A 23,297-nucleotide genomic window follows, 5' to 3' on the forward strand; every position below is an offset into this window, starting at 1 on the left:
CCGCCCGGCGGTCCGACCGCTAGCGTCGTCGGCGCAGGCGGAGGGCCACCATGGAGAAGAAGCCGACAGCGCGGTGGATGGGCGTGGTCGCCGGGGCGACCGCCCTCCTCGTGGCGGCCGGCGCCGTGGTCCTGGCGGCGACGCGCGGCGGCGACGGGGGCGCCGAGTGCGAGCGGACCGCCGGCGCGGAGCGCTCGGTGGCCCGCGAGTGGGACGAGGCCGCGCTCGAGGGCATCCGCCACGACTTCCCGGCACCCACCGTGCACGCCCGGAACCTCTTCCACCTCTCCGTGGCGATGTGGGACGCCTGGGCGGCCTACGACCCCGCGGCCACCGGCTACCTGGTCGACGAGGACCACACGGCCGACGACGTCACCGCCGCTCGCGAGGAGGCGATCAGCTACGCGGCCTACGGGGTGCTGGTCGAGCGCTACCTCGACTCCCCCGGCGCCGAGCAGACCGTCACCGAGTTCGACCAGCTGATGGCGTCCCTGTGCTACCCGATCGACGTGACGACGACCGAGGGCGACTCGCCGGCGGCGGTCGGCAACCGGGTCGCGGCCGCAGTCGTGGCGCGCGGCCTCGTCGACGGCTCGAACGAGGAGGGACGGTACGCCGACCCCGGCTACGAGCCGGTCAACCCCCCGCTCGTCGTCGACCAGCCGGGCACCCGGATGGTCGACCCGAACCGGTGGCAACCGCTCGAGCTCGAGGTGATGATCGGCCAGAACGGCCTCCCGATGGACCAGACGGTCCAGACGTTCGTCGGGCCCCAGTGGGGCCACGTCGAGCCGTTCGCCCTCCCCGCCGGCTCGGCCGACGGGCTCCCGATCGACCCCGGCCCGCCGCCCCTGCTCGGCGATCCGGCCACCGACCAGGCCTACAAGGAAGGAGCGGTCGAGGTCGTCCGCTACAGCAGCGAGCTGGACCCGAGCGACGGCGAGGCCGTCGACATCGGCCCGGGCGCCCTGGGCGACAACCCGCTCGGCACGAACGACGGCGACGGCCACGACGTGAACCCCGCCACGGGGGAGCCCTACGAGCCGAACGTGGTGCTGCGGGGCGACTACGGGCGGGTGCTCGCCGAGTTCTGGGCCGACGGGCCGCGCTCGGAGCTCCCACCGGGCCACTGGAACGTGCTCGCCAACGAGGTCTCCGACGACCCCCGCCTGGAGCACCGGATCGGCGGGACCGGGCCGGTCGTCGACCGCCTCGAGTGGGACGTCAAGCTCTACGTCGCGCTGAACGGCGCGCTCCACGACGCCGCCGTCGCAGCCTGGGGCGTCAAGGGCCACTACGACTCCGTCCGTCCGATCTCGATGATCCGGTACCTCGGCGGGCTCGGCCAGTCGAGCGACCCCGGCGGCCCCTCGTACGACCCCGAGGGGCTGCCCCTCGTCCCCGGGCTCGTCGAGGTGGTGACCGCCGAGTCCAGCGCGCCGGGGCAGCGACACCAGCACCTCGCCGACCACGTGGGAGAGATCGCGGTGCGCTCCTGGACCGGCGACATCGACGACCCCGAGACCGACCAGGCCGGCGTGGGCTGGGTCCGCGCCGTCGAGTGGGTCCCCTACCAGCGCGAGACCTTCGTGACCCCGGCGTTCGCGGGCTACGTGTCGGGCCACAGCACCTTCAGCCACGCCGGCGCGGAGGTGCTCACCGCCATCACCGGGTCGCCCTACTTCCCGGGCGGGCTGGCCGAGCACACCGTCCCGGCGGGCGGGCTCGAGTTCGAGGCGGGGCCGACCACCGACGTCACCCTGCAGTGGGCCACGTACGACGACGCCGCCGACCAGGCCGGCACCTCGCGCCTCTGGGGGGGCATCCACGTGCGGGCCGACGACCTCACCGGCCGCCGGATGGGCGCCCAGTGCGGGATCGACGCCTGGGCCCTCGCCCGGCGCCACTACGGCGGCACCGCCACCCCCGACGGGGACACCGGCTGAGCGTCGCGCCGTGCCGGCCCGGGCGGCTCAGCCGGGCTCGGCCGGGGGCGCCCAGGGCGGCGGTCGCCTGGCGAAGAACGCCTCGAGCCCCTCGCGCGCCTCGGGCGTGAGGTGCGGCGCCGCGGTGTAGGCGGTGGAGTGCAGGGCCATCGCCTGCCCCGAGAACCGGCAGAGCAGATCCTTGGTGCCGGCCTCGGCGAGCGGACCGTTGCGAGCGGTCTGGCGCGCCCACGCCAGCGCGGTGGGCGCGACCTCGGCCGGGGGGACCACCGCGTTCACGAGCCCGATCTGGAGGGCGGTCGGGGCGTCGACGAGCTCGCCGCGCAGGAGCAGCCAGCGGGCTGCGCGCTCCCCCACCAGCCGCATCAGGTGCACCACGACCATCCCGGCCTGGATGCCGCTGTGCATCTCCGGGTAGCCGATCGACGCCCCGTCCGCCATCACCGCCATGTCGCACGCGCTGGCCAGGCCGGCACCGTTGCCCGCAGCGACGCCGTTGATCGCGGCGATCGTCGGCTTCGGGCAGTGGTACAGCGCGTCCAGCACCTCCTCGCCCCGCAGCGCGGCGTCCCACACCGCCCCTCGCCCATCGACCCGGAGGTCGTCGAGGACGCCCGCCAGCTCGGCCAGGTCCATCCCCGAGCAGAACGCCGGCGGGGCGCCGGTGACGACGAGGGCACGCACCTGGCGGTCGGCGGTGGCCCGCTCGATGGCCTCCAGGAGCGCGTCGATCAGCTCGGGGCTCAGGGCGTTGCGCTCCCGGGGCCGGTTCAGCGTGAGGATTGCGGCCGGAGCCTGCACCTCGTAGCGCACCAGGGCGTCGGCCACGAGCCCGATCGTACGGTGGCGACGCGCCGCGCCGACGCACGGCCGGTCCACGCGACAGGATGGCGTCGCATGGAGCGCTTCCGAGGCATCGACGCCGCCTTCCTCCACCTCGACACCGACTCCACCCGCTGGGCCGTCCTCGCCGTGGTCGTGCTCGACCCGACGGATGCGCCCGAGCCCGTCGACACCCGCACCCTCAAGCGCCTGTTCGCCGATCGCATGGCGCGGATGGCCCCCCTGCGCCGCCGGATGGTGCACCTCCCGTGGCTGCCCTCGCGGCCGCTGTGGGTCGACGACTCGGTCGACGTCGACGTGCAGATGCGCACCGTGCACCTGCAGCTCGACGACCCCCGGAGCGGCGATGCCCGACCGCTCGACGACGGGTTCGCGGGCGGGGCGAGCGATCACGACCTCGACGACCTGGCCGCGCTGGCACGCCTGGCCGCCGAGGAGGCCGAGCGTCCGCTGCCGCTCGACCGGCCGCTGTGGGACGCCGTCGTGGTCGAGGGGCTCCGCCACGGGCGGGTCGGCCTCATCATGAAGGTGCACCACGCCATCACCGACGGTGCGTCGGCCTTGGGCCTGCTGGCCACGCTGGTCGACGCGGAGCCCGTGGCGCCGCCCGCCGAGCCACCCGCCCGGCCCGCCCCTCCCGCGACCGGGCCCCTGGACGTGCTGGCGGCCATGGCCGCCGACCTGGTGCGCCGCCCCGCGGTGGTGGCCCGGAGCCTCGCCAGCGCCGCCTTCGCCATCGAGCGGGTGATCCAGCACGTCGCCGGCCCCCACCACGTCACCCTGCCGCTCACCGCGCCACCCACGCCGCTCAGCCGGGCCATCACCCCCCAGCGCGAGGTGGCGCTGGCCACCGTCCCGGTGGCCGACGTGCTGGCCGTGAAGCTGGCCACCGGGGCCACCTTCACCGACGTGCTCGCCGCCATCGTCACCGGGGCGCTCCGCCGGTGGCTGGCCGACGCCGGCGCCCTGCCCGACACGCCCCTCCTGGCCACCATCCCCGCTCTGGCCACCACCGACATCGAGGGCCTCGACGGCCCCGAGCCGGGCAACCGGTTGTCGGTGCTGTTCGCGCCCCTCCCCACCGACGAGGCGGATCCCCGGCGGCGCATCGAGCTCCTGCGCGAGCGGCTCCACGCCGGGCGGCTCCTGCGCAACGACCTGGGCCCGCTCCTGGCCGCCCTGGCCGAGCTGGCGCCGTGGCGGCTGGTCAGCCCGGCCTTCCGCGCCTTCTCGGGCCTCGACGGCGCCGATCACGCCCCGCCGGTGGCGAGCGTGCTGCTGACCACCCTCAGCGGGCCCACGACGCCCCTCTACATGGCCGGGGCCCGCATCGTCGGGCTGTTCCCGCTGGGACCCATCTTCGACGGGATCGCCCTGAACCTCACGGTGATGAGCCGCGAGGACGACGTGGAGATCGGCCTGCTGGGCTGCCCCGACGTGACGCCCCCGCTGGCGGCGCTCACCGCGGCCTTCCCGCCGGCCGTCGCCGAGCTGGTGGCGGCGACCGCCGGGCCCCTGCCGGCCTGAGCGCCCTACGCGTCCGGCAGGACGTAGATCGCCACGGCCAGGTAGTGGCAGACCGCGGCGAGGATCACGAGCCCGTGGAACACCTCGTGGTACCCGAACATGCGGGGCCACGGGTTCGGCCGGTGCCTGGCGTACACCAGGGCGCCGGCGCTGTACGACAGCCCTCCGGCGACGACGAGGGCGAACCCGCCGACCCCGAGGGCGCTCCAGAGGGCCGGCAGCGCGATCACCGCCACCCACCCCAGCACCACGTACATGGCCGCGACCAGCCACTTGGGCGCGTCGATCCACACGAGCTTGAACACCACGCCGGCGATGGCGCCGCCCCAGACCACGCTCAGCACCACGGTGACGAGGGGCGCCGACAGGGTGAGGCCGGCGACGACGGTGTACGTGCCGGCGATGAAGACGAAGATCGTCGAGTGGTCGAGCCGGCGCATCCAGCGGTGGGCGTTGGCCGACCACCGCCACGACCGCCGGTGGTACAGCGCGCTCACCCCGAACAGCGCCGACATCGACAGCGCGTACACGACGACCGGGAACCGGGCACCGGCCGGGGCCATGGCCACCAGCAGCGGGCCCGTCACCAGGCTGACGAAGAACGCGACCTCGTGGGACACGCCGCGCAGCCGGGGCCGGTCCTCGGCGCGGGGCCGCCGGTCGCGCGGCCCGGACGTCGGTGTCGCCTCGGTGGTGGACATGGTGGCTCCTCGGACTTCTCCCCGGCGAGGGTAGCGGGCGCCGGGGACCCGGCCGCCACCGGCGCGCCGCGGGCGGCTACAACAGCCGGATGAGCGATGCGCTGGTCCTCTCGGGTGGCGGCACCAAGGGTGCCTTCGAGGTCGGCGCGCTGCGCCACGTGATCGACGACCGGGGGTTCGTGCCGTCGATCATCACGGCGACGTCGGCGGGGGCCCTCATCGGCGTGAAGCTGGCCGAGGCCCGGGGCCCCGACGAGCTGCGGAGCCGGCTCGACGAGCTCGAGCGCGACCTGCTCGCTATGACCGACCGCGACGTGGTCTTCGCACCCCAGCCGTGGCTGGCCGAGCTCGAGGGCACCCCTGTCGGCGACGCCGTCGAGCGGCTCCTCTCCCCGCCGAAGCCGGTGCCGGGCGAGCCGCCCCGCCGCCGGGCCCGCCACCTCTTCGGCGAGCTGGTCCAGGCGCTCGGGTCGCTGCCGTCGGTGTCCCGGGCCGGCACCAAGCTGCGCACCGCGCCCTCGTCGATCCTCACCCTCGACCCGCTCGAGGACCAGCTCCGGGGCGGGCGTCCGGAGCTGGGTCCGGTCGACCCAGCGCTCGTCGGCCGCCCAGGCCTGCAGCTGCGCCTGGCGGTGACCTGCATCGACGACGGTGCCACCCGCTACGTCACCGAGCGCGGCGGGCTGGTCGAGCGAGACGCCACCACCCCGGCGGTCGGGGCCGAGGGCGGCGTCGACCTCGTCGACGGCGTGCTGAGCTCGGCCAGCGTGCCCATGGTGTTCCCGCCCCGGCGCCTGGCCGGGGGCGTGTACACCGACGGCGGCTCCCGGCAGCTCGTGCCGGTGGAGGCGGCGCTGCTGCTGGGCGCCACCCGGATCGTCACCGTCCTCGCCGTCCCCTACGTGCAGCCGGTCGCCGGGCGCGACTGGACGTCGGCCAACCTGCTCGAGATCCACCTCCGGGCCGGCCTGATCCAGTTGTCGGAGATCCAGCGCTCGAACGTGGCCTCGCCCCTACCGGCCGGGGCCGAGCACACCGTCGTCGACCCCACCCTCGACGTGGTCGACGCCTTCGAGGTCAACCCCGGGCTGATGCGGATCGACCTCGACTACGGCTGGCTGCGCGCCGGCGAGTGCCTGGCCGACCTCACGGACACCGATCGGGCCCGGGCCCGCAGCCTCACCGACGCCGCCGTCGACGCCCGGGTGCGGGCCTGGTTCCTCGAGGAGGGCTCGCGCTTCCGAGGCCGGGCCGACCTCGACGCCCTGCGAGCCGTGAAGGACGAGGTGGCCGAGGCCCTCCGGGAGCGGGCCGGGCTGGGGCTCCCCCTCCCCGACGGCGCGGCCCACTCGTGGCTCGGCTACGAGCAGCACGCCGAGCCGCCGCCCGAACCCATGCCGCCGTCGCCGTGGTTCGGTGCCGAGGGCGAAGCGCCCCGGCCGATCGCGTCCTGAACGGGACCCGCGGCCGGCTCGCACACGGCGGCGCGGCCTTCTGCGGCACGTCGACCCCCTCCTGGGTGGTGGACCGGTCGGAGAACGGATCCGTCGGCCGGCAGCGCTGTTGCTGACACACCGCGTCCGTACTGTGGGGACGTGGCCATCGAGGTGATCACCACGGCCTACGGCCCCCCGGCCGCGGAGGCGCTCCACCGTGCCGTGGCCGCGGCCAAGGGGGGAGACCCGCTGGCACCCGTGACCATCGTCGTCCCCTCCAACTACGTGGGCGTGGCCGCCCGCCGGCAGCTGGCGTCGGGTGGTCTGGGCCCGCTGGCCGGCCGCGGCGCGGGCGTCGCCGGGGTCACCCTGCTCACGCCGTACCGCCTGGCCGAGCTCCTGGGCGCGCCCGCGCTGGCCGCCGGCGGGCGCCGACCGGTGTCGACGCCGGTCGTCACCGCCGCGCTGCGCCACGCCCTCCGGGCCGAGCCCGGCGTGTTCGAGCCCGTCGCCGGCCATCCGGCCACCGAGGAGGCCCTCGTCGGCGCGTTCCGCGAGCTGGCCGACGTGTCGTCGCGGGCCCAGGCCGCGCTGGCCGCCTGCAGCCCCCGTGCCAGCGACGTGGTGCGCCTCTGCGCGGCGGCCCGCGCCCACCTCCGGCCCGGCTGGTACGACGAGGCCGACCTGCTCGACGCGGCCACCTCCGCCACCGAGGTGGCACCCGTCGCACGAGAGCTCGGCACCGTCGTCGTCCACCTCCCCCAGCAGCTCTCGCAGGGCGCGGGCCGCCTGCTCCAGGCCCTCGGCGCCCGCGGACCCCTCGTCGTGATCGCCGGCCTCACCGGCGACGACCGGGCCGACGCCGACGTGCACCGCTCCCTCGAACGCCTCTGCCCCTGCCCCGCCGCCCCGGGGCCCGCGGCCCCGTCCGCCGCCGCGGTCGAGGTGCTCACCGCCTCCGACGCCGACGACGAGGTGCGGGCCGTGGTCCGACGGATCATCGCGGCCCTCGGCGAGGGCGTCCCGGCCGAGCGGATCGCCGTGCTGTACGGCACCCGCGACCCCTACGCCCGCATCCTGCACGAGCAGCTCGCCGGCGCCGGCATCCCGTTCAACGGCACCGCGGTGCGCCCGGTGAGCGAGCGCGGCGCGGGCCGCGCCCTGCTCCGGACCCTCGCCCTCCCCGCCGCCCGCTTCGCCCGGCCCGACACGCTGGCGCTCCTCACGGGGGCGCCGATCCTCGACCCCGAGGGGCGCTGGGTGCCTGCGGCCGCCTGGGACCGGCTGTCCCGCGAGGCCGGGGTGGTGCGCGACCTCGACGACTGGGACCGGCGGCTCACGCTGCTCGCCGACCGCCTCGAGGCCGAAGCGGCCGCCGAGGAGGCCGCCCCCGAGCCGCGCCCCTGGTCGATCGAGGGCCGGCGCCGCGACGCAGAACGGGCCCGCGCCCTGCGCGCCTGGGTGCTCGCCCTGGGGTCCGAGCTGGCCCGGGGAGCCCGGCTCGCCAGCTGGCCGGCCACCGCCCGGTGGGCCGGCGACCTGCTCCGCCGGCTGCTCGGCGGCGAGGCGGCCCGCGCCCGGTGGCCGGCGGCCGAACAGCGGGCGGCCGACCGCGTCGACGCCACGCTGGAGCGGCTGGCCGGCCTCGAGGGGGTGGCGGACCGGCCCACCCTGGAGGAGTTCGCCCGGACCCTCGAAGCCGAGCTCGACGACGACCTGGGACGCACCGGACGGCTCGGCGAGGGCGTCCTGGTCGGCGCGCTCGGCCTGGGGCTGGGCCTCGACCTCGACGTCGTCGTCGTGGTGGGAGCGGCCGAGGGCCTGCTGCCCGCCCGGGTGAGCGACGACGCCCTGCTGCCCGACCATGAGCGCGCCGCCACCGCCGGGGAGCTCCCCCTGCGGGCCGACACCCTCCCCCGGCAGCACCGCGAGCTGGTCGCGGCGGTGGCCGCCGCCCGCCACCGGGTGATCCTGGCCGCTCCCCGGGGCGACCTCCGCCGGAGCGCCGAGCAGGTGCCGTCCCGGTGGCTGCTGCGCATCGCCGGCGAGCAGGTCGGTCGACGGCTCTGGCCGGCCGACCTGGCCGCGCTCGACGAGCCCTGGGTGACCCACGTGCCGTCGTTCGCCGCAGGGGTCACGCGTGGCGAACGGCCGGCGACGGCGCAGGAGTACCGGCTGCGGGCCCTGGCCACCACGGCCGCCGGGGCGCTGCCCGGCCACCCCCTGGTGAGTGGCGACCCTGCCCTCGCCGCCGCCGTCGAGCTGACGACGGCCCGCCGCAGCGTGCGGTTCACCCGCTTCGACGGCAACCTCGCCGGGTGCGCCGTGCCGTCGCCGGTGTCCAGCACCACGTCGGCCACGGCCATGCAGGCCTACGCGACGTGCCCGCACCGCTACCTCCTCGAGCACGTCCTGCGGGTCTCGGTCCCGGAGGAGCCCGAGGAGCTGCTGCGCATCAGCCCGCTGGAGCAGGGCTCGCTCGTCCACCAGGCGCTCGAGGCGTTCCTCACCGAGGTGCTCGCGGGGGGCGCCGCGCCCCGGCCCGACGAGCCGTGGCCGCCGGTCCGGCGCGCCCGGCTCCGGGAGCTGGCCGACGAGGCGTGCGACCGGTACGAGGCCAGGGGCCTCACCGGTCGCGCCGTCTTCTGGCGTCGCGACCGCCGCCAGATCCTGCGCAACCTCGACCGGCTGCTCGACGAGGACGACCGTCGCCGGGCCGTCCTCGGCGCCACGCCGGTCGCGGCCGAGCTCTCCTTCGGGCGCAGCAGCAGCGGGCAGCCGGCGGTGCCGATCGAGCTCCCCGACGGGCGCGTGGTCGGCTTCCGCGGCTCCGCCGACCGCGTCGACGTGTGCGCCGGCGGGCGGCTCCTCGTCGTCGACTACAAGACGGGCAGCATCGACGGCTACCGGGGGTTGAGCGAGGACGACCCCGATCTGGGTGCCACCCTGCTGCAGCTGCCGGTGTACTCGCTGGCCGCCCGGGCCTGGCACGGACGACCCGACGCGCCCGTCCGCGCCGAGTACTGGTTCATCACCCCGCGGGCCGACTTCCGAGAGGTCGGCTACGAGGTGACGCCGGCCGTGCTCGAGCGCTTCCGGGCCGTCCTCGACACCCTGGTGGCGTCGATCGAGCAGGGCGCCTTCCCGGCCCGCCCCCCGCACGACGCCCGCCCCGGCAAGGGAGGCTGCCCGTTCTGCGACCCGGACGGGCTCGGCGTGAGCGACGTCATCCGCGCGTGGGGCCGGATCCGCACCGCTCCCGAGCTGGCCCGGCTGGTGGCCCTGCTCGAGCCGGGGCGTGCCGTCGACGGCGAGGACGACGATGGCTGACCGGCCCCTCCCCCCCGACCACGACGCCCGCGACCTCGTCGTCTCGAGGCTCGACGAGACCCAGTTCGTCGAGGCCGGCGCCGGCTCGGGCAAGACCACCGCGCTCGTCGACCGGATCGTCGAGCTGGTCGCGCACGGGGTCGAGCTGCGCGCCATCGCGGCCATCACGTTCACCGAGAAGGCGGCGGCCGAGCTGCGCGACCGCGTGCGCCAGCGGCTGGAGGAGCGCGAGGCCGCCGGCGGCCCCCGGTCGGCCACGTGGCGCCTGGCCCTGGAGCAGCTCGACGGCGCCGCCATCGGTACCCTGCACAGCTTCGCCCAGCGCATCCTGCGAGAGCACCCCGTCGAGGCCCGGCTGCCACCGCGGCTGGAGGTGCTCGACGAGGTGGCGTCGGCGGTGGCGTTCGACCGGCGCTGGGACCGCTTCCGCGACGGGCTCCTCGCCGACCCCGCCCTCGAGGCCACCCTGCACCTCGCCGTCGGCGCCGGGATCTCCATCGACCAGCTCCGCCACGTCGCCCGCATCTTCGGCGACAACTGGGACCTGGTCGACGAGCGGCTCGGGTCGCTCGCGCCGGTCGAGCCCGACACCTCCGGGCTGGTCGACGTGCTCCGCCAGCTCGACGAGGCCGTCGCCCTCGGGCGGCACTGCACCGATCCCGCCGACAAGCTCCTCGCCCGCCTCCGGGAGATCGCCGGCTTCGTCGAGCGGCTCCGGAGCGCTTTCGACGCGGCCGACGCCCTCGCCCTCAGCCATCCCAAGAGCGGCTCCGCCCCCAGCCTCAAGGTGGGGGGGAAGGGGAAGACGGGAAGCTGGGACATCCCGGTGGCCGACGTGCGCGGCGCCGTCGAGGTGGCCGCGGCGGGCCTGGCCGGTTGGCGCGATGCCGTGACCGGCGCTGTGCTCGACAAGCTCGGCGCAGCGCTGGCGCGGTTCACGCTCGAGGCCGCCGACGAGCGGCGGGCCCTGGGCCACCTCGAGTTCCACGACCTGCTCGTGCTGGCCCGCCGGCTGCTGCGCGATCCCCGCCACGGCCGAGCGGTCCGGGGCGCCCTGCACCGCCGCTACCAGCGGCTGCTGCTCGACGAGTTCCAGGACACCGACCCGATCCAGATCGAGCTGGCGGTCCTCATCGCCGCCGACCCGGCGGCCGACGTCGACGGCGTCGACTGGCCCGACGTGCCCACCGAGCCGGGCCACCTCTTCTTCGTGGGCGACCCCAAGCAGTCGATCTACCGGTTCCGGCGTGCCGACATCGCCCTGTTCCTGCAGGCCCGCGCCGCGTTCGGCCACCCGCCCGTCGAGCTCACCGCCAACTTCCGCACCGTCGAGCCGGTGCTCGCGTGGGTGAACGCCGTGTTCGCCGGGCTCATCACGGCCACGCCCGACGCCCAGCCGGCGTTCGTTCCCCTGCAGGCCACGCGCGCCCTGGCGGCCGGAGCGGGGCCGCCCGTCGTCGCCGTGGGGCGGGTGCCCCACCCCAAGGGCACCAAGGCCGACCAGATCCGCACGGGCGAGGCGGCCGACGTGGCCCGGGCCGTCTGCGCCGCTCTCGACGGCGGCTGGCTGGTCGCCGACAAGGCGCCCGACGGCACCGAGCGCTGGCGGCCGGCCCGCCCCGGCGACATCGCGGTGCTCCTGCCGGCCCGCACCTCGCTCCCCATCCTCGAGGACGCGCTCGACGAGGCCGGCATCCCCTACCGGGCCGAAGCCAGCTCGCTGGTGTACGCGAGCCGGGCGATCCGCGACCTGGTCGCGGCGGTGCGGGCCATCGACGATCCCACCGACGAGCTGGCCCTGGTGGCGGCGCTGCGCTCCCCCCTGTTCGGGTGCGGCGACGACGACCTGTTCCGGTGGAAGGTCGAGCGGGGCGGCCGCTGGAACCACCAGGCCCCACCTCCCGACGGGGTGCCACCCGACGATCCGGTGGGCACCGCCCTGGCCTACCTCCGGGGCCTCCACCGCGAGCGGGCCTGGCGGTCGCCCAGCGAGCTCCTCGACCAGGTCGTGCGCGACCGGCGCCTGCTCGAAGCGGGGATCGCCACCGGCCGGCCGCGCGACCTGTGGCGCCGCGTGCGCTTCGTGATCGACCAGGCACGGGCCTGGAGCGAGGCCGAGCACGGCACGGTGCGCGACTGGCTCCGCTGGGTCGACCGCCAGGCCGACGACGGCGGCCGGGTGGCCGAGACGGTGCTCCCCGAGACCGACGACGACTCGGCCCGGCTCCTCACCATCCACGCCTCGAAGGGCCTCGAGTTCCCGATCGTGGTGGTGTCGGGCCTCAGCTCGAGGCCCGGTGGCCGCCCCAGCCAGGTCTCGGTCAGCTGGCTCGAGGGGTCGGTCTCCCTGCGGCTCGGCGGCAACCGCAGCGCCGACTACGACCGGCTCTCCCCCGTCGACGAGCAGCTCGACCACCACGAGCGCCTCCGTCTGCTCTACGTGGCCTGCACCCGCGCCCGCGACCACCTGGTCGTCTCGCTCCACCGGGCGGAGCGGGCGGAGGCGGACGACGCCTCGAGCACCGCCGCCGAGCTGCTGGCCCGGGCGCTCGGCGCGGCAGGGGCCGACCTCGGGCCGGAGCTGGCGCCGGCGGCGGCGCGCCCGGCGGCGAGCGCCGCCCCTCGCGACGCGGTCCCGCTCGCGCCCTTCGACCAGTGGGAAGCGGAGCTGCGGCGGAGCGTCGACGGCGGCACCCGACCCCACACGGTCGCCGCCACTGCGCTCGCGCCACCAGCCGGCCTCGACGCCACCGCGCCGGCCGATCCGGGGCTCGACAAGCGACCGCGCGACCTCGACCTGCCCCCGTGGCTCAAGGGGCGCTACGGCTCCGCCGTGGGGCGGGCGGTGCACGCCGTGCTCCAGACCGTCGACCTGGCCACCGGCCACGGGCTGCACGAGGCCGTAGCCGCCCAGGCAGCCGCCGAGGGGGTGGTGGGCCGCGACGCCACCATCGAGGCCCTCGCCCGCGAGGCGCTCCAGGCGCCCACCGTGCGGCAGGCCACCACCCTGCCCTTCTGGCGGGAGACCTACGTCGCGGTCCCGATCGGCGACACCCTCCTCGAGGGCTACCTCGACCTGCTCGTCCGCGACCGGGCCGGCCTGGTGGTCGTCGACTACAAGACGGCCGTCGGGGCCGACGCCGCCGAGATCGACCGCCGCCTCGGTCGCTACCGGCTCCAGGGCGGCGCCTACGCCCTGGCCGCGGCCGAGTCGACCGGCGAGCCGGTCGACCGGGTGGTGTTCGTGTTCCTCACCGGGCAAGGCGCGGTCGAGCGCGAGCTCCCCGACCTCTCCGGCGCGGTGGACGCGGCCCGGGCCGCGGTCGCCAGCGGCGAGGCCGCCCGGGCCGAGCGGGCAGGCTTCGAGGGGCGCCCCGACCTGCGCACCGAGCTCGAGGCCGACGAGCCCGCCATCGACGCGGCCGGCGGCTGACCGCCGCGCTGGCTACCGTCCCCCCCGCCACGACGGCCCCCCGCCCCCGGCCCCGGCCCCGTACCAGGGCGCGACGGCGGGCGAGCTGGGCACCAACAGCGACCCGGCCGGCACCATCGTCGGCTACCCGGCGAACCAGGGCGCACTCGAGCTGTACCGCGCCGCCCGTGCCAACGGCGTGGCCGTCTTCTTCATCACCGGCCGCCCCGAGGCGCTCCGGGCCATCACCGAGGCCCAGCTCCTCACCGCCGGCTACGACACCTCTGCCCGGCGGCACCTCCGCCCGTCGTCGTACGCCGAGGCGTCGGTCATCCCCGACAAGACGGGCGCCCGGGCCGACATCGAGGCGCAGAGCCACACGATCGTGGCCAACGTCGGCGACCAGGACAGCGACCTGCTGGGCGGCCACGGAGCCTGCCCGACCAAGCTGGTGAACCCCCACGACTTCATCCCCTGAGCGAGTCGCCCCGGCCGCTCACCGGGCCCCCAGGAGGCTCACGTCGATCGTTGTGGCGCCGGCCGGCACGTGGCAGGGTCGTGGGACCCCGAGGAGGAGCGCCATGGAGACCACCACCATCACGTGCCCCCGCTGCCAGGCGACGGCAGAGGTGCGCTTCTACGGGCCCTGCGATTCGTGCCGGGCCGAGCTGCGCGGCGCCCTGGGAGGCGAGCGACGCCAGGTCGAGGCCCGCGCCTACGAGCCGAAGGCGAACGTCACGCCCAACTTCGTGGCCACCAAGGACTGATCGGGCCCGTCCTCGCCGGGCGGCCGCTCAGGCCGCCTGGTGGCGCAGGTCGAGGTTCGAGCAGGCCTCGCAGACCTCCTGGGGCACCAGCCCCAGGCGCACGGCCAGACCGAACAGGGTGCAGCCCAGGCAGAACCCCACGAAGGCCTCGAGGGACGCGGCGGCCAGGAGCATCGCCGTCAGCACCCACGCCGGGCCGGTCACCCCGAACCCCAGGGCCGCGACCGAGGCGATCACCGTCAGCGTGGCGCCGATGCCCTGCGCGAACCGCTTCGGCGGGCCCGCGACCCACCGGGGGGCCACGCGCAGCCGGGGCCGCACGACCCGGGTGGCCACCAGCGCGAGCGGGCTCCATCGGGGGCCGGCCAGCACCCGCAGCACGAACCCGGTCGCCAGCACCACCAGCAGCCAGGGCTGCCGGGTGAGCAGGGTGGCGACGGCGAGCACGACGACGCCCCCGGCCACCAGACGGGCGTTCACCTCGTCGACCGGGTTGGGGAAGCGCAGGAGGAGCCGGGCCACGGGCGGCACGGTACCGGACAAGGGCCCCTAAATACAAGTAGTTGGATCGGGATTGTCGGCATTGTCGGCCGATGGTTGGCGGCGGGGTCCACATGGGGCACCCTGGAGTCGATGGCTGCACCGACCACCGTGCCCACCCGCTTCTGGCACGCCCTCGACGACGGGCGCGTGCAGTGCGACGTGTGCCCGCGCGCCTGCAAGCTGCACGAGGGCCAGCGGGGCCTGTGCTTCGTGCGCGAGCGCCAGCAGGACGAGATCGTGCTCACCACCTACGGCCGCTCCAGCGGCTACTGCATCGACCCCATCGAGAAGAAGCCGCTCAACCACTTCCTGCCGGGCACGTCGGTGCTCAGCTTCGGCACCGCCGGCTGCAACCTGGCCTGCCGCTTCTGCCAGAACTGGGACATCTCAGCGGCCCGCAGCACCGACGCGCTCGCCGACGAGGCCATGCCCGAGACGATCGCCCGGGCCGCCCGCGAGCTGGGGTGCGCCAGCGTCGCCTTCACCTACAACGACCCCATCGTGTTCCTGGAGTACGCCGTCGACGTGGCCGACGCCTGCCACGCGGCCGAGGTGCGCACCGTCGCCGTCACCAACGGCTACATGTGCGCCGAGCCGCGGCGCGAGCTGTTCTCCCGCATCGACGCGGCCAACGTCGACCTCAAGGCGTTCACCGACGGCTTCTACCGTCGGGTCACGGCCTCTCGCCTCCAGCCGGTGCTCGACACCCTCGAGGTGCTGGTGCACGAGCTCGGCGTGTGGGTGGAGCTCACCACCCTCCTGATCCCGGGCCACAACGACGGCGACGACGAGCTCGACCGCATGACCCGGTGGGTCGTCGAGCACCTCGGTCCCGACGTGCCCATGCACTTCACCGCCTTCCACCCCGACTTCAAGATGCGCGACATCCCCCCCACCCCGCCGGCCACGCTCACCCGGGCCCGCCGGATCGCTCTGGGCAACGGGGTCCGACACGCGTACACGGGCAACGTGCACGACACCGACGGCGGGTCCACCCGGTGCACCGGGTGCGGCGAGGTGCTGGTCGAGCGCGACTGGTACGTGCTGCGGCGCTGGCACCTCACCGCCGACGGGCGCTGCCGGAGCTGCGGCCAGGCGTGCCCGGGCGTGTTCGACGGCCCACCGGGCGAGTGGGGGGCACGGCGCCGGCCCGTGCACCTGCGTAGCTACGAGGAGCGCTGGTCGTGAGCCACGAGCCGACCCACCCCCGGCGGCGGCGCTCCGACGCCGTGGCCGATCCGTCGCTCACCGTCCGTCCGGAGGCCGTCGCCGGTCGCTTCTACCCGGCCGACCCCGACGCCCTGGCCGCCCAGGTCGACGGCCTGCTCGCGGCCGCGGCCGAGGCCGCTCCCCCTGCCGCCGCCACCGGCCCCGCCTCCCTGCCGGCCGTCGCTCCCAAGGCCCTGATCGTGCCCCACGCCGCCTACCTCTACTCCGGGCCGGTGGCGGCACGGGCCTACGCGCTGCTCGCGGCAGACCGGGCGGCCGCGCGCGCCGTCGAGCGGGTCGTGCTCATCGGTCCTGCCCATCACGTGCCCGTGCGCGGGGTGGCCGTCAGCGGGGTCGACGCCCTGGCCACCCCCCTGGGCGAGGTGCCGGTCGACGCCCACGGCCGCGACGCCCTGCTGACCCACCCGGCGGTGATGATCGACGACCTCTCCCACGGGCCCGAGCACTGCCTCGAGGTGCAGCTGCCCTTCCTCCAGCGGATCCTGGGCGACTTCACGGTCCTGCCACTGCTCGCGGGTCGCGCGCCCGCCGACGTGGTGGCCGACATCCTCGGCCTCGTGTGGGACGGTCCGTCCACCCTCGTCGTCGTGAGCACCGACCTCAGCCACTTCCACGATCACGCGACGGCCCGCGCCCTCGACGCGCGGACCGCGGCCGCCATCGCCACCGGCGAGTGGGGCTCCATCGGGCCCGACGACGCCTGTGGCGCCACCCCGCTGCGAGGGCTGCTCGAGGCGGCCCGCCGCCGGGGGATGGCCGTGGAGCAGCTCGATGTGCGCACGTCCCACGACACCGCGGGTCCGCCCGACCGGGTGGTCGGCTACGGCGCCTTCGCGCTCCGGTGACCAGCCACGCCGCAGCCGCCGACGTGCTCTCGACCGAGCACCTCGAGTCCCTCCTCGGCGTGGCCGAGACCGCCCTGCGCCGAGCCGTGGCCGGGGTGGCCGGCTGGGCGCCCGATCCGGCCTCGCACGCGGCGCCGCTGGCCGCGCCGGGTGCCTCCTTCGTCACCCTCGAGCGCGACGAGCGCCTGATCGGCTGCATGGGCACCCTGACCCCGCGACGGCCCCTGGTGGTCGACGTCGCCGACCATGCCCTCGCCGCGGCCTTCCGCGACCCTCGATCACCGGGCCTCGCGGCCCACCACGTCGACGAGCTCACGATCACCGTGTCGGTGCTCTCCGCCCTGGAGCCGGTGCCGGCAAGCGATCCGGCCGAGCTGGCCGCGGCCCTGCGACCCGGGATCGACGGCGTGCTGGTCGAAGCCGGCAACCGGCGAGGCACCCTGCTCCCGGCCGTGTGGCACCACGTGCCGGCAGCGGCGGCCTTCGTCGAGGCGCTGCAGCTGAAGGCCGGGTTCGGCCGGCGGTGGCCGGGCGGGGTGCGGGCCCACCGCTACACCACCCAGATCGCGGTGCGCCGCCCCGGCGACGGGCGCTGAGCCCGGCTAGCCGCCCGCCGCCGGGCCGACGTCGCAGGTGGAGCCGGCCGGCGCTCCGGCGAACCGCTCGGCCAGCCACTCGGTCACCGCCGGGCCGGCCCGAGGCCCCGCCTCGGCGTGCGTGACGCCCGGCATCCAGTCGACGCCGAGCTCGACGCCGGCCTGGCAGAAGCGGCGAGCGAGCAGCCGGGTCGTCTCGGGCGGGACGACGTCGTCGGCCGTCCCCTGGGCCACGAGCACCGGGACCCCCGGCGGCCCGGGCGTGTTCTCCTCGGCGCGGGCGCGCCAGGCCTCGACCGCCATCGGGTCACCGGCGAAGAACTGATCGTCGAGGCCCGCCCGCACGGTCCCGCTGGCCGCCAGGCCGTCCTCGCAGCGCGTCACCAGCCCCGGGATGGCCTGGAGGCCCGACGAGGTCGCCACCTGCTCGGCGTCCAGCTCGGGGTAGTAGGTGGGCCAGGTGGCCGCCACCAGCGGTCCGAGGGCGTTGCCGGCGGCGGTGTCCCACTGGGTGCGGATCAGCGGTTCGAGCTCCGCCGCCGGCGCCGCCGCCGCCGCACCCACCAGCCCCAGCTCGGGCGCGTAGCTCGGCGCCAGACCCGCCGCCCAGAGCGCCGCGTGCCCGCCCTCGGAGTGCCCCCACGTGGCGAACCTGGTGCCGGCGCCCGCCTCGGTGAGCCCCGACGCGGCACGCACCGAGTTGAGGACGTCCCGCCCTGCGCTCTCGCCGATCAGATAGGGCAGCACGCCGCCCGTGCCGAGGCCCGCGTAGTCGGTCCCGACCACCACCCAGCCACGGTCGAGCATCCCGTCGAGCCACGGCATCACCTGCTCCGGGTGCTCCGTCCGGGAGGGCGCGCACCGGTCGGCCATGCCGGCGGCGGGGTGCGCCCAGGCCACCACGGGCCGGCCGCCGGCCGGTGGCTCGCCGTCGGGAACGAACATCAGCCCGCTGACGGCCACGTCGGTGCCGTCCGGCAGCTCCGAGCGGTAGAGGATCCGCCAGCCGGTGCCGTCGGACGGCTGGTCGTCGAGCAGCTCGGCCCGGATCAGCTGCCCGGGCTCGCCCGGTGGCAGCTCGTACGGGGTGGCGTAGAAGGGATCGAGGGCCTGCTGGCGGTCGACCTCGGCGGCGCGCCGCCCGGCCACGCCGATGATGGCCACACCCGCCAGCGTGGCCACCACGAGCATGCCGACCAGGGCCACCCAGGTCGCGACCCGCCGGGCGCCGGGCGCCTGGTCACCACCGTCGCCGGGCGCCTGGTCACCACCGTCGCCGGGCACCGGGTCGTCGCGGTCGCGCACCCCGGCATGCTACGGGTCCGATCTGCTCACTGTGGCAAACGACCGCTTGCATTTGTTACCCCTCCGGCGTCCACTGGATGTGGGGTACGGAGAATGCGTGCCCCGGGAGGAAGTCATGACACCGCTGATGCAGTCCATGGTGAACATGGAGGAGGAGCTGCTCGACCTGCTCGACAGGGTCGAGGAGCCCATCGTCTCAGTGGTCGGCACGGTCGCCGAGGCCGTGGCCGACTACATCCCCGAGCGGCCGGCCTGGCCGTTCCTCTCCGAGCTGCCCACCCTCACGCAGCTCGTCGACAACGGCTCGTCGTTCGCCCACAAGCTGGTCACCCACGAGACCGAGTACGCCAAGGCCCTGGTGAAGGCCATGCACCCGGTGCTGGTCAAGATCGAGGCGAAGCCTGCCCGCAAGCGGGCGCCGCGCAAGCCTGCGGCTGCGCCGGCCGGGGTGCCCAAGGCCGCCTGACCGCTCGCCGTCCACTCACCCGACGGGGCCCCGCGTGGCCCCGTCGGCGCGCGCGCCGGGGGGCCGGTGCGGCGACCGCTCGGGCCCGGGCCGCTCGTCGAGCAGCCGCCGCAGACCGTGCTCGAACCAGGTCAGCTCGGTCCGGAGCCGCTGCACCTCGGCCAGCAGCGACAGGGCCTGCTCACGATCGAGGGCGGGCGTGCCCGGCCCGAGCATGGCGACGGAGCGGCGGAGGAGCTCCAGCCCCTCCCAGGAGTCGGCGAGGTCCACGACCCGGATCGTACACGTGTTCGACGCCGACGGCCGGGGCCTTCGAGCCGGTGACCGTCACCCGTCGCGGCCCGGGCGACCGGGCTCGATGGCCGGCAGGGGCGGCGGCACCCAGCCCGCCGTGGTGCCCGCGGGCTCGTCGCCCTGCTCGAAGAGCCAGTCGGCGGCCGCGTCGCGCAGCAGCCGTGCGGCCTCGTCGGGGTCCACCGGCGCGAGCGGCGGTGTCGTGACCTTCTGCACCACCCGGGCCGAGGACGCCGCGGCCCACCCGATGCCGGCCACGAGCAGCAGCGCCTTGGCGAAGCGGCTGACCGAACGCCGGACGAGCCGCTCGGCCAGGGCCAGCAGCGCCGGTGCGGCCGCCCGCCGCCGGGTGGCTCGGCCGGCGATGGTGACGCCCGCTCCGGCCAGGGCCTCGCCCAGGTCGACGGCGACCATCTCGGCGTCGGGGTCGCGGCCGGCACGCAGGTACTGGCGGGAGCGGGCCGATGCCGCGACGTACACGTCGAAGAGCTCGCTGATGACCGCGGTGGCGGCCGCCACGGCGAACGCGGCGCCGGCGCTCCCGTAGGTGAGCACCTGGTCGACGGCGGTGAGGCCGCCCGAGGCGGTGCCGGCGTAGGCGATGTGGGCCCACGGGTTGCCCCCCGGCATCGGGAAGTGGGTGCCGGCGTAGATCACGGCCCGCTCGGCCTGGTCGATCACCGGCGTGATGCGGCGAAGGCGCCGCTCGAAGTCCCTGGGCGTGCGGGCCTCGGCGTACCCGGTGTGCTGGTACTGCCAGGCCAGCTCGGCCACCAGCGAGTCCCAGATCGCCCGGAACTGCCGCCTGGCCTCGGGCGGGATGGCCGGCTGGCGGACGGCCCGGGGGGCGGCCACGTCGAAGCGCAGGCGGTCGGCGAGGGTCGGCGGCAGGTCGGCCAGGGTCACCGGGACCCGGCGGGGCACGGGCACGGGCACGGGCACGGGCAGCTGCGGGTCCACCTCACCTCCGGTCGGGGCCACGCACGGGCTCGGCCGCACGATACGGGCTGGCCGCGCCGCACCCGCCGCACCCGCCGCACCCGCCGGCCCGGCCGCGGCCCGCCGATCACGCTCGGGCCTGGTCGAGCACCGCCAGGATCTCGTCGCCGTAGCGCTCGAGCTTGGCCGGGCCGATGCCCCGAACCTGGGCGAGCTGGGCGAGGGTCGACGGCTGCCGCTCGACGAGGGCGTCCAGCGTCGCGTTGTCGAACACCACGTAGGCGGGCACGCCATCGGCCCTCGACCGCTCCAGCCGCCAGGCCCGCAGCGCGTCCCGGGCCGCGGCCGCCGCCCCGTCGGCCGGCTCCTGCGGCCCGCCCCGGCGGGGCGGTGCCGACGGTTCGCGGCGCGGCCGGGCCGCGACCGGGCCGGTGGCCCCCGGCACCCACGGGCTCGACAGCTCGGCCACGAACGGCGACGGCGGCGTCCCCGTCACCACCACCACGTCGAGGGCGCAGCGGGTGAGGGCCACGTGGAAGACCCGGCGCTCCTCCTCCACGTCGTCGGCCAGGCGGTGCGGCACCAGGCCCTCGGTGACGTGGTGGACCACCACGTGGGGCCACTCGCGGCCCTTCACGGCGTGGATGGTCGCCAGCTGCACGCCCCCCGGTGCGGCCGGCCGCTCGAGCTGCTCGCGGAGCCACCGCCCGAAGGTGGAGGGCTCCGGGTGGAGCCGGCCCAGTGCGATCAGGGCGTCGACGTCGTCCACGTGCGACGCGTCCAGGCCACGCCGCGAGCCGTCGAGAGCCGCGATCGAGTCGCCCAGGCCCAGCTCGTCGCGCACCAGCGTCAGGACGTCCGCCGTCCTCGCCCCGCCGGTCACCAGGCCGGCCAGTCGCTCGACGTCGTCGGCGTAGGCGTCGATCTTGCCCCGGTCGCGCTCCCCCAGCCGCGCCGCCAGCCGGCGGATCGACGCCACCGTGCGCTGCTCGGCCAGCCACTCGACGACGCGCGGCGACAGCTTCCGGGGCGGTCGACGGGCGCTGGCGGCGATGTCGGCGCCGGCCAGGGCGGCCGGCGCGGCCGCCACCCGGAGCCAGGCCAGCGCCGCTGCCACCCCCGTCCGCTGCAGGTAGCCCGCGCCCACGGCCGCGGTGCACGGCACGCCGTGGAAGCCCAGCCCCACCTGCACGGGAGCCAGCGACGCCCGCACGCGGGCCAGCACGGCCACCGCCACCGGCTCGGCGCCGCCGTCCACGAGCCGCTGCACCTCGTCGAGGGTCGTCGCCACCGGATCCGAGGCCACCTCCACCCGGAGGGCGGCCGGCTCGGACATCCGGCCGGGCGCGGGCCGGATCACCTTCTCCAGCCGTTGGCGGTTGTGGCCGAGGAGCGTCGCTGCCGCACCCACGACGGCGGGGGGACACCGGTAGTTCACCTCCAGCGCGTGGGTGCCGGCGCCCGCGAACAGCGCCGGGTAGTCGATCAGCCAGCGGGGCGAGGCCCCCGAGTACCCGTAGATCGTCTGGTCGTCGTCGCCCACGCCGAACACGGCCAGCTCGGGCGAGGACAGGAGTCGGAGCAGCAGCAGGTGGGCGGGCGTGAGGTCCTGGAACTCGTCGACGAGGAGGAGCCGGCAGGCCTGCTGGGCCGAGCGGCGGGTGGCCGGCTCGGTGAGCAGCACCTCGATCGCCCGGTAGATCTGCTCGTCGTAGTCGACCGCGCCCTGGGCGGCGAGCGCCTCCCTGAAGCGTGGGAACACCGCCACCAGGCCGTCGACGTCGCCCTGGAACGCGCCCTCGACCTCCTCGGGGGAGCGCAGGCCCAGCCGCACGCCGGTGAGGGCGTCGAGCCAGGCCGCCGCGGGGTCGGTGTTGAGGCGCTTCGGGAGCTCGACGAGCCGGTCGAGGATTGCCCGCACCTCGCGCTCGTCGACGGTGCGCACGGCCGCGCCCCGGCGCCGGAAGGGGCCGGTGCCGTTGAGCACCGCGAGCGCGAGCGAGTTGAGGGTGCGGATCTGCAGCCCGGCCAGGTCGGTGGTGCGCTGCTGCATCTCCTCCCGGGCCCGCACGTTGTAGGCGACCAGCGCCACCGCGGCCGGGGGCACGTTCCAGCGCAGGACGAGCTGGCGGGCCCGCTCGGCGAGCACCCGGGTCTTGCCCGAGCCGGCCGGGGCGATGATGCGGGCCGGGCCGCCCGGGTGCAGGGCCGCCTCCAGCTGATCGGGGGCCAGCCCGTCGGGTGCGCCGGGCCCGGGCGGCCGCAGCGAGCCCCGCTCCACGCTCACCCGGGGCAGCACGACGGCGCCGGCCTCCGCCAACCCTGGGCCCGCCACCAGGAAGGGGCCGCCGTCGCACCAGGCGGGGGTGCCGTCGGGCAGCAGCACGTCGGCCTCGCCCCCGGGCGTCGCCCCCGACGCCACGGCCAGCTCGGCCCAGCGCCAGCGGTCCCGGCCCGGTTCGCGCCCGTCGACGGCGTTCGACCACACGAGGTGGTGCAGCCGCTCCAGCGGGAAGGCGAACGACGGCGGGACCGCGAACGGCGGGCGGCGATCGACCTCGTCGGGAGGGGCCTCGAACGGCACCCGGAGCTCGACGACCAGTCGCCGCCGACCCACCCACGCCGCCTCCACCGTCGCGAGGACCTCGGCGGGGCTCGTCAGCACCGCCTCGTCGATGACCACCCGCTCGGCTCCCGACCAGGGGCCGCCCGGGGACGCGCCGGCACCGACGACGAGCCCTCTCCCCAGGGCTTCCGGCCCGGCCCGGGCGACGACCTCGCGGGCCGTCGGTCGAGGCCCCGGCCGCGGCGGCTCGCCCCCGCCGGACGGCCACGACGGCTCGCCGTCGACGTACCCCTCGTCGGCGTCGTCCCAGCCCGCGTCGTCCCAACCCGCGTCGTCCCACTCCCCGGGCGGCTCGGGGTCCGGCTCCCCGCCGCCCCGACGAGGGCCGGGCGGGGCGCCGGCATGGCACCGGCGGACCTCGGCGACGGAGTCGTGCTCCCCACCGCAACTCGCGCACCGGACGGCCACGATCGCTCGCCGTCACCCGCCGCGGGCGCGGACGGTGGGTCCGAGGCGCGCGCCGGGCATGGCGTCGAGGCTAGCCAGCCCGC

The 23,297-nt window shown here is 76.4% G+C and carries 17 protein-coding genes and 1 pseudogene; 11 read left to right on the forward strand and 7 right to left on the reverse strand.

Translation table 11 applies throughout. The features are described 5' to 3' along the window. Positions 1 to 50: 50 nt before the first annotated feature. A complete protein-coding gene (locus IPM45_03505) occupies positions 51 to 1,946 on the forward strand; it encodes a vanadium-dependent haloperoxidase (protein MBK9178639.1) in 1,896 nt (631 codons plus the stop codon). A 27-nt stretch (positions 1,947 to 1,973) separates the two neighbouring features. Here the strand turns inward: IPM45_03505 and IPM45_03510 are convergent, their stop codons facing one another. Further along, complete coding sequence (locus IPM45_03510) at positions 1,974 to 2,762, reverse strand: enoyl-CoA hydratase/isomerase family protein (GenBank protein MBK9178640.1); 789 nt, start codon at positions 2,760 to 2,762, stop codon at positions 1,974 to 1,976. Positions 2,763 to 2,843: 81 nt separating this feature from the next. Here IPM45_03510 and IPM45_03515 point away from each other — a divergent pair, with 81 nt between their 5' ends. Next, positions 2,844 to 4,316, forward strand: coding sequence for a DUF1298 domain-containing protein (locus tag IPM45_03515; GenBank protein MBK9178641.1), 1,473 nt, complete (start codon positions 2,844 to 2,846; stop codon positions 4,314 to 4,316). Positions 4,317 to 4,321: 5 nt separating this feature from the next. On the opposite strand, the gene IPM45_03520 is transcribed toward IPM45_03515, so the two are convergent. Continuing rightward, positions 4,322 to 5,017, reverse strand: coding sequence for a hemolysin III family protein (locus tag IPM45_03520; protein ID MBK9178642.1), 696 nt, complete (start codon positions 5,015 to 5,017; stop codon positions 4,322 to 4,324). A gap of 89 nt (positions 5,018 to 5,106) precedes the next feature. On the opposite strand from IPM45_03520, the gene IPM45_03525 reads away from it, so the two are divergent. The 5 genes and pseudogenes from IPM45_03525 (at position 5,107) to IPM45_03545 (ending at position 13,962) form a co-directional block, all read left to right on the forward strand. Beyond that, the gene (locus IPM45_03525) at positions 5,107 to 6,471 is read left to right on the forward strand and encodes a patatin-like phospholipase family protein (GenBank protein ID MBK9178643.1); all 1,365 of its coding nucleotides are present in this window, start codon (positions 5,107 to 5,109) and stop codon (positions 6,469 to 6,471) included. Positions 6,472 to 6,612: 141 nt separating this feature from the next. Next, the gene (locus IPM45_03530) at positions 6,613 to 9,783 is read left to right on the forward strand and encodes a PD-(D/E)XK nuclease family protein (GenBank protein ID MBK9178644.1); all 3,171 of its coding nucleotides are present in this window, start codon (positions 6,613 to 6,615) and stop codon (positions 9,781 to 9,783) included. After that, positions 9,776 to 13,066 (forward strand): annotated as a pseudogene (locus tag IPM45_03535) (UvrD-helicase domain-containing protein). Before IPM45_03530 ends, IPM45_03535 begins: the two are co-directional and overlap by 8 nt. 235 nt (positions 13,067 to 13,301) lie before the next feature. Continuing rightward, positions 13,302 to 13,673, forward strand: a complete 372-nt coding sequence (locus IPM45_03540; GenBank protein ID MBK9178645.1) for a hypothetical protein — start codon at positions 13,302 to 13,304, stop codon at positions 13,671 to 13,673. A 103-nt stretch (positions 13,674 to 13,776) separates the two neighbouring features. Then, positions 13,777 to 13,962, forward strand: coding sequence for a hypothetical protein (locus tag IPM45_03545; protein ID MBK9178646.1), 186 nt, complete (start codon positions 13,777 to 13,779; stop codon positions 13,960 to 13,962). Between the two features lie 27 nt (positions 13,963 to 13,989). Here the strand turns inward: IPM45_03545 and IPM45_03550 are convergent, their stop codons facing one another. Further along, positions 13,990 to 14,484 (reverse strand): DUF4395 domain-containing protein, encoded by a 495-nt coding sequence (locus IPM45_03550; GenBank protein MBK9178647.1) that lies wholly within the window; start codon positions 14,482 to 14,484, stop codon positions 13,990 to 13,992. A 111-nt stretch (positions 14,485 to 14,595) separates the two neighbouring features. Here IPM45_03550 and amrS point away from each other — a divergent pair, with 111 nt between their 5' ends. From amrS to amrA, 3 genes are read left to right on the forward strand one after another with little or no spacing between them, the layout of a single operon-like run. Next, on the forward strand, positions 14,596 to 15,693 hold the full coding sequence (amrS, locus tag IPM45_03555; protein ID MBK9178648.1) for an AmmeMemoRadiSam system radical SAM enzyme: 1,098 nt from the start codon (positions 14,596 to 14,598) through the stop codon (positions 15,691 to 15,693). Positions 15,694 to 15,734: 41 nt separating this feature from the next. After that, on the forward strand, positions 15,735 to 16,580 hold the full coding sequence (amrB, locus tag IPM45_03560) for an AmmeMemoRadiSam system protein B (protein MBK9178649.1): 846 nt from the start codon (positions 15,735 to 15,737) through the stop codon (positions 16,578 to 16,580). After that, on the forward strand, positions 16,577 to 17,176 hold the full coding sequence (gene amrA, locus IPM45_03565; GenBank protein ID MBK9178650.1) for an AmmeMemoRadiSam system protein A: 600 nt from the start codon (positions 16,577 to 16,579) through the stop codon (positions 17,174 to 17,176). The genes amrB and amrA overlap by 4 nt, the downstream gene beginning before the upstream one ends. 6 nt (positions 17,177 to 17,182) lie before the next feature. Here amrA and IPM45_03570 read toward each other — a convergent pair whose 3' ends face one another. After that, positions 17,183 to 18,481, reverse strand: coding sequence for an alpha/beta hydrolase (locus tag IPM45_03570; protein ID MBK9178651.1), 1,299 nt, complete (start codon positions 18,479 to 18,481; stop codon positions 17,183 to 17,185). A gap of 115 nt (positions 18,482 to 18,596) precedes the next feature. Between IPM45_03570 and IPM45_03575 the strand changes: the two genes are divergently transcribed. Beyond that, entirely contained in the window at positions 18,597 to 18,947 is a 351-nt protein-coding gene (locus tag IPM45_03575; GenBank protein MBK9178652.1) for a hypothetical protein, read from the forward strand. Between the two features lie 15 nt (positions 18,948 to 18,962). Here the strand turns inward: IPM45_03575 and IPM45_03580 are convergent, their stop codons facing one another. The 3 genes from IPM45_03580 to IPM45_03590 form a co-directional block, all read right to left on the reverse strand. Further along, positions 18,963 to 19,217: a hypothetical protein gene (locus tag IPM45_03580; protein ID MBK9178653.1), complete on the reverse strand. Its 255-nt coding sequence runs from the start codon at positions 19,215 to 19,217 to the stop codon at positions 18,963 to 18,965. A 57-nt stretch (positions 19,218 to 19,274) separates the two neighbouring features. After that, positions 19,275 to 20,201, reverse strand: a complete 927-nt coding sequence (locus tag IPM45_03585; protein ID MBK9178654.1) for a hypothetical protein — start codon at positions 20,199 to 20,201, stop codon at positions 19,275 to 19,277. A 106-nt stretch (positions 20,202 to 20,307) separates the two neighbouring features. Further along, entirely contained in the window at positions 20,308 to 23,214 is a 2,907-nt protein-coding gene (locus IPM45_03590; GenBank protein MBK9178655.1) for an ATP-dependent DNA helicase UvrD2, read from the reverse strand. Between the last annotated feature and the right edge of the window lie 83 nt (positions 23,215 to 23,297).

Source organism: Acidimicrobiales bacterium, assembly GCA_016716005.1.
In the GTDB taxonomy this organism is placed as follows: domain Bacteria; phylum Actinomycetota; class Acidimicrobiia; order Acidimicrobiales; family JADJXE01; genus JADJXE01.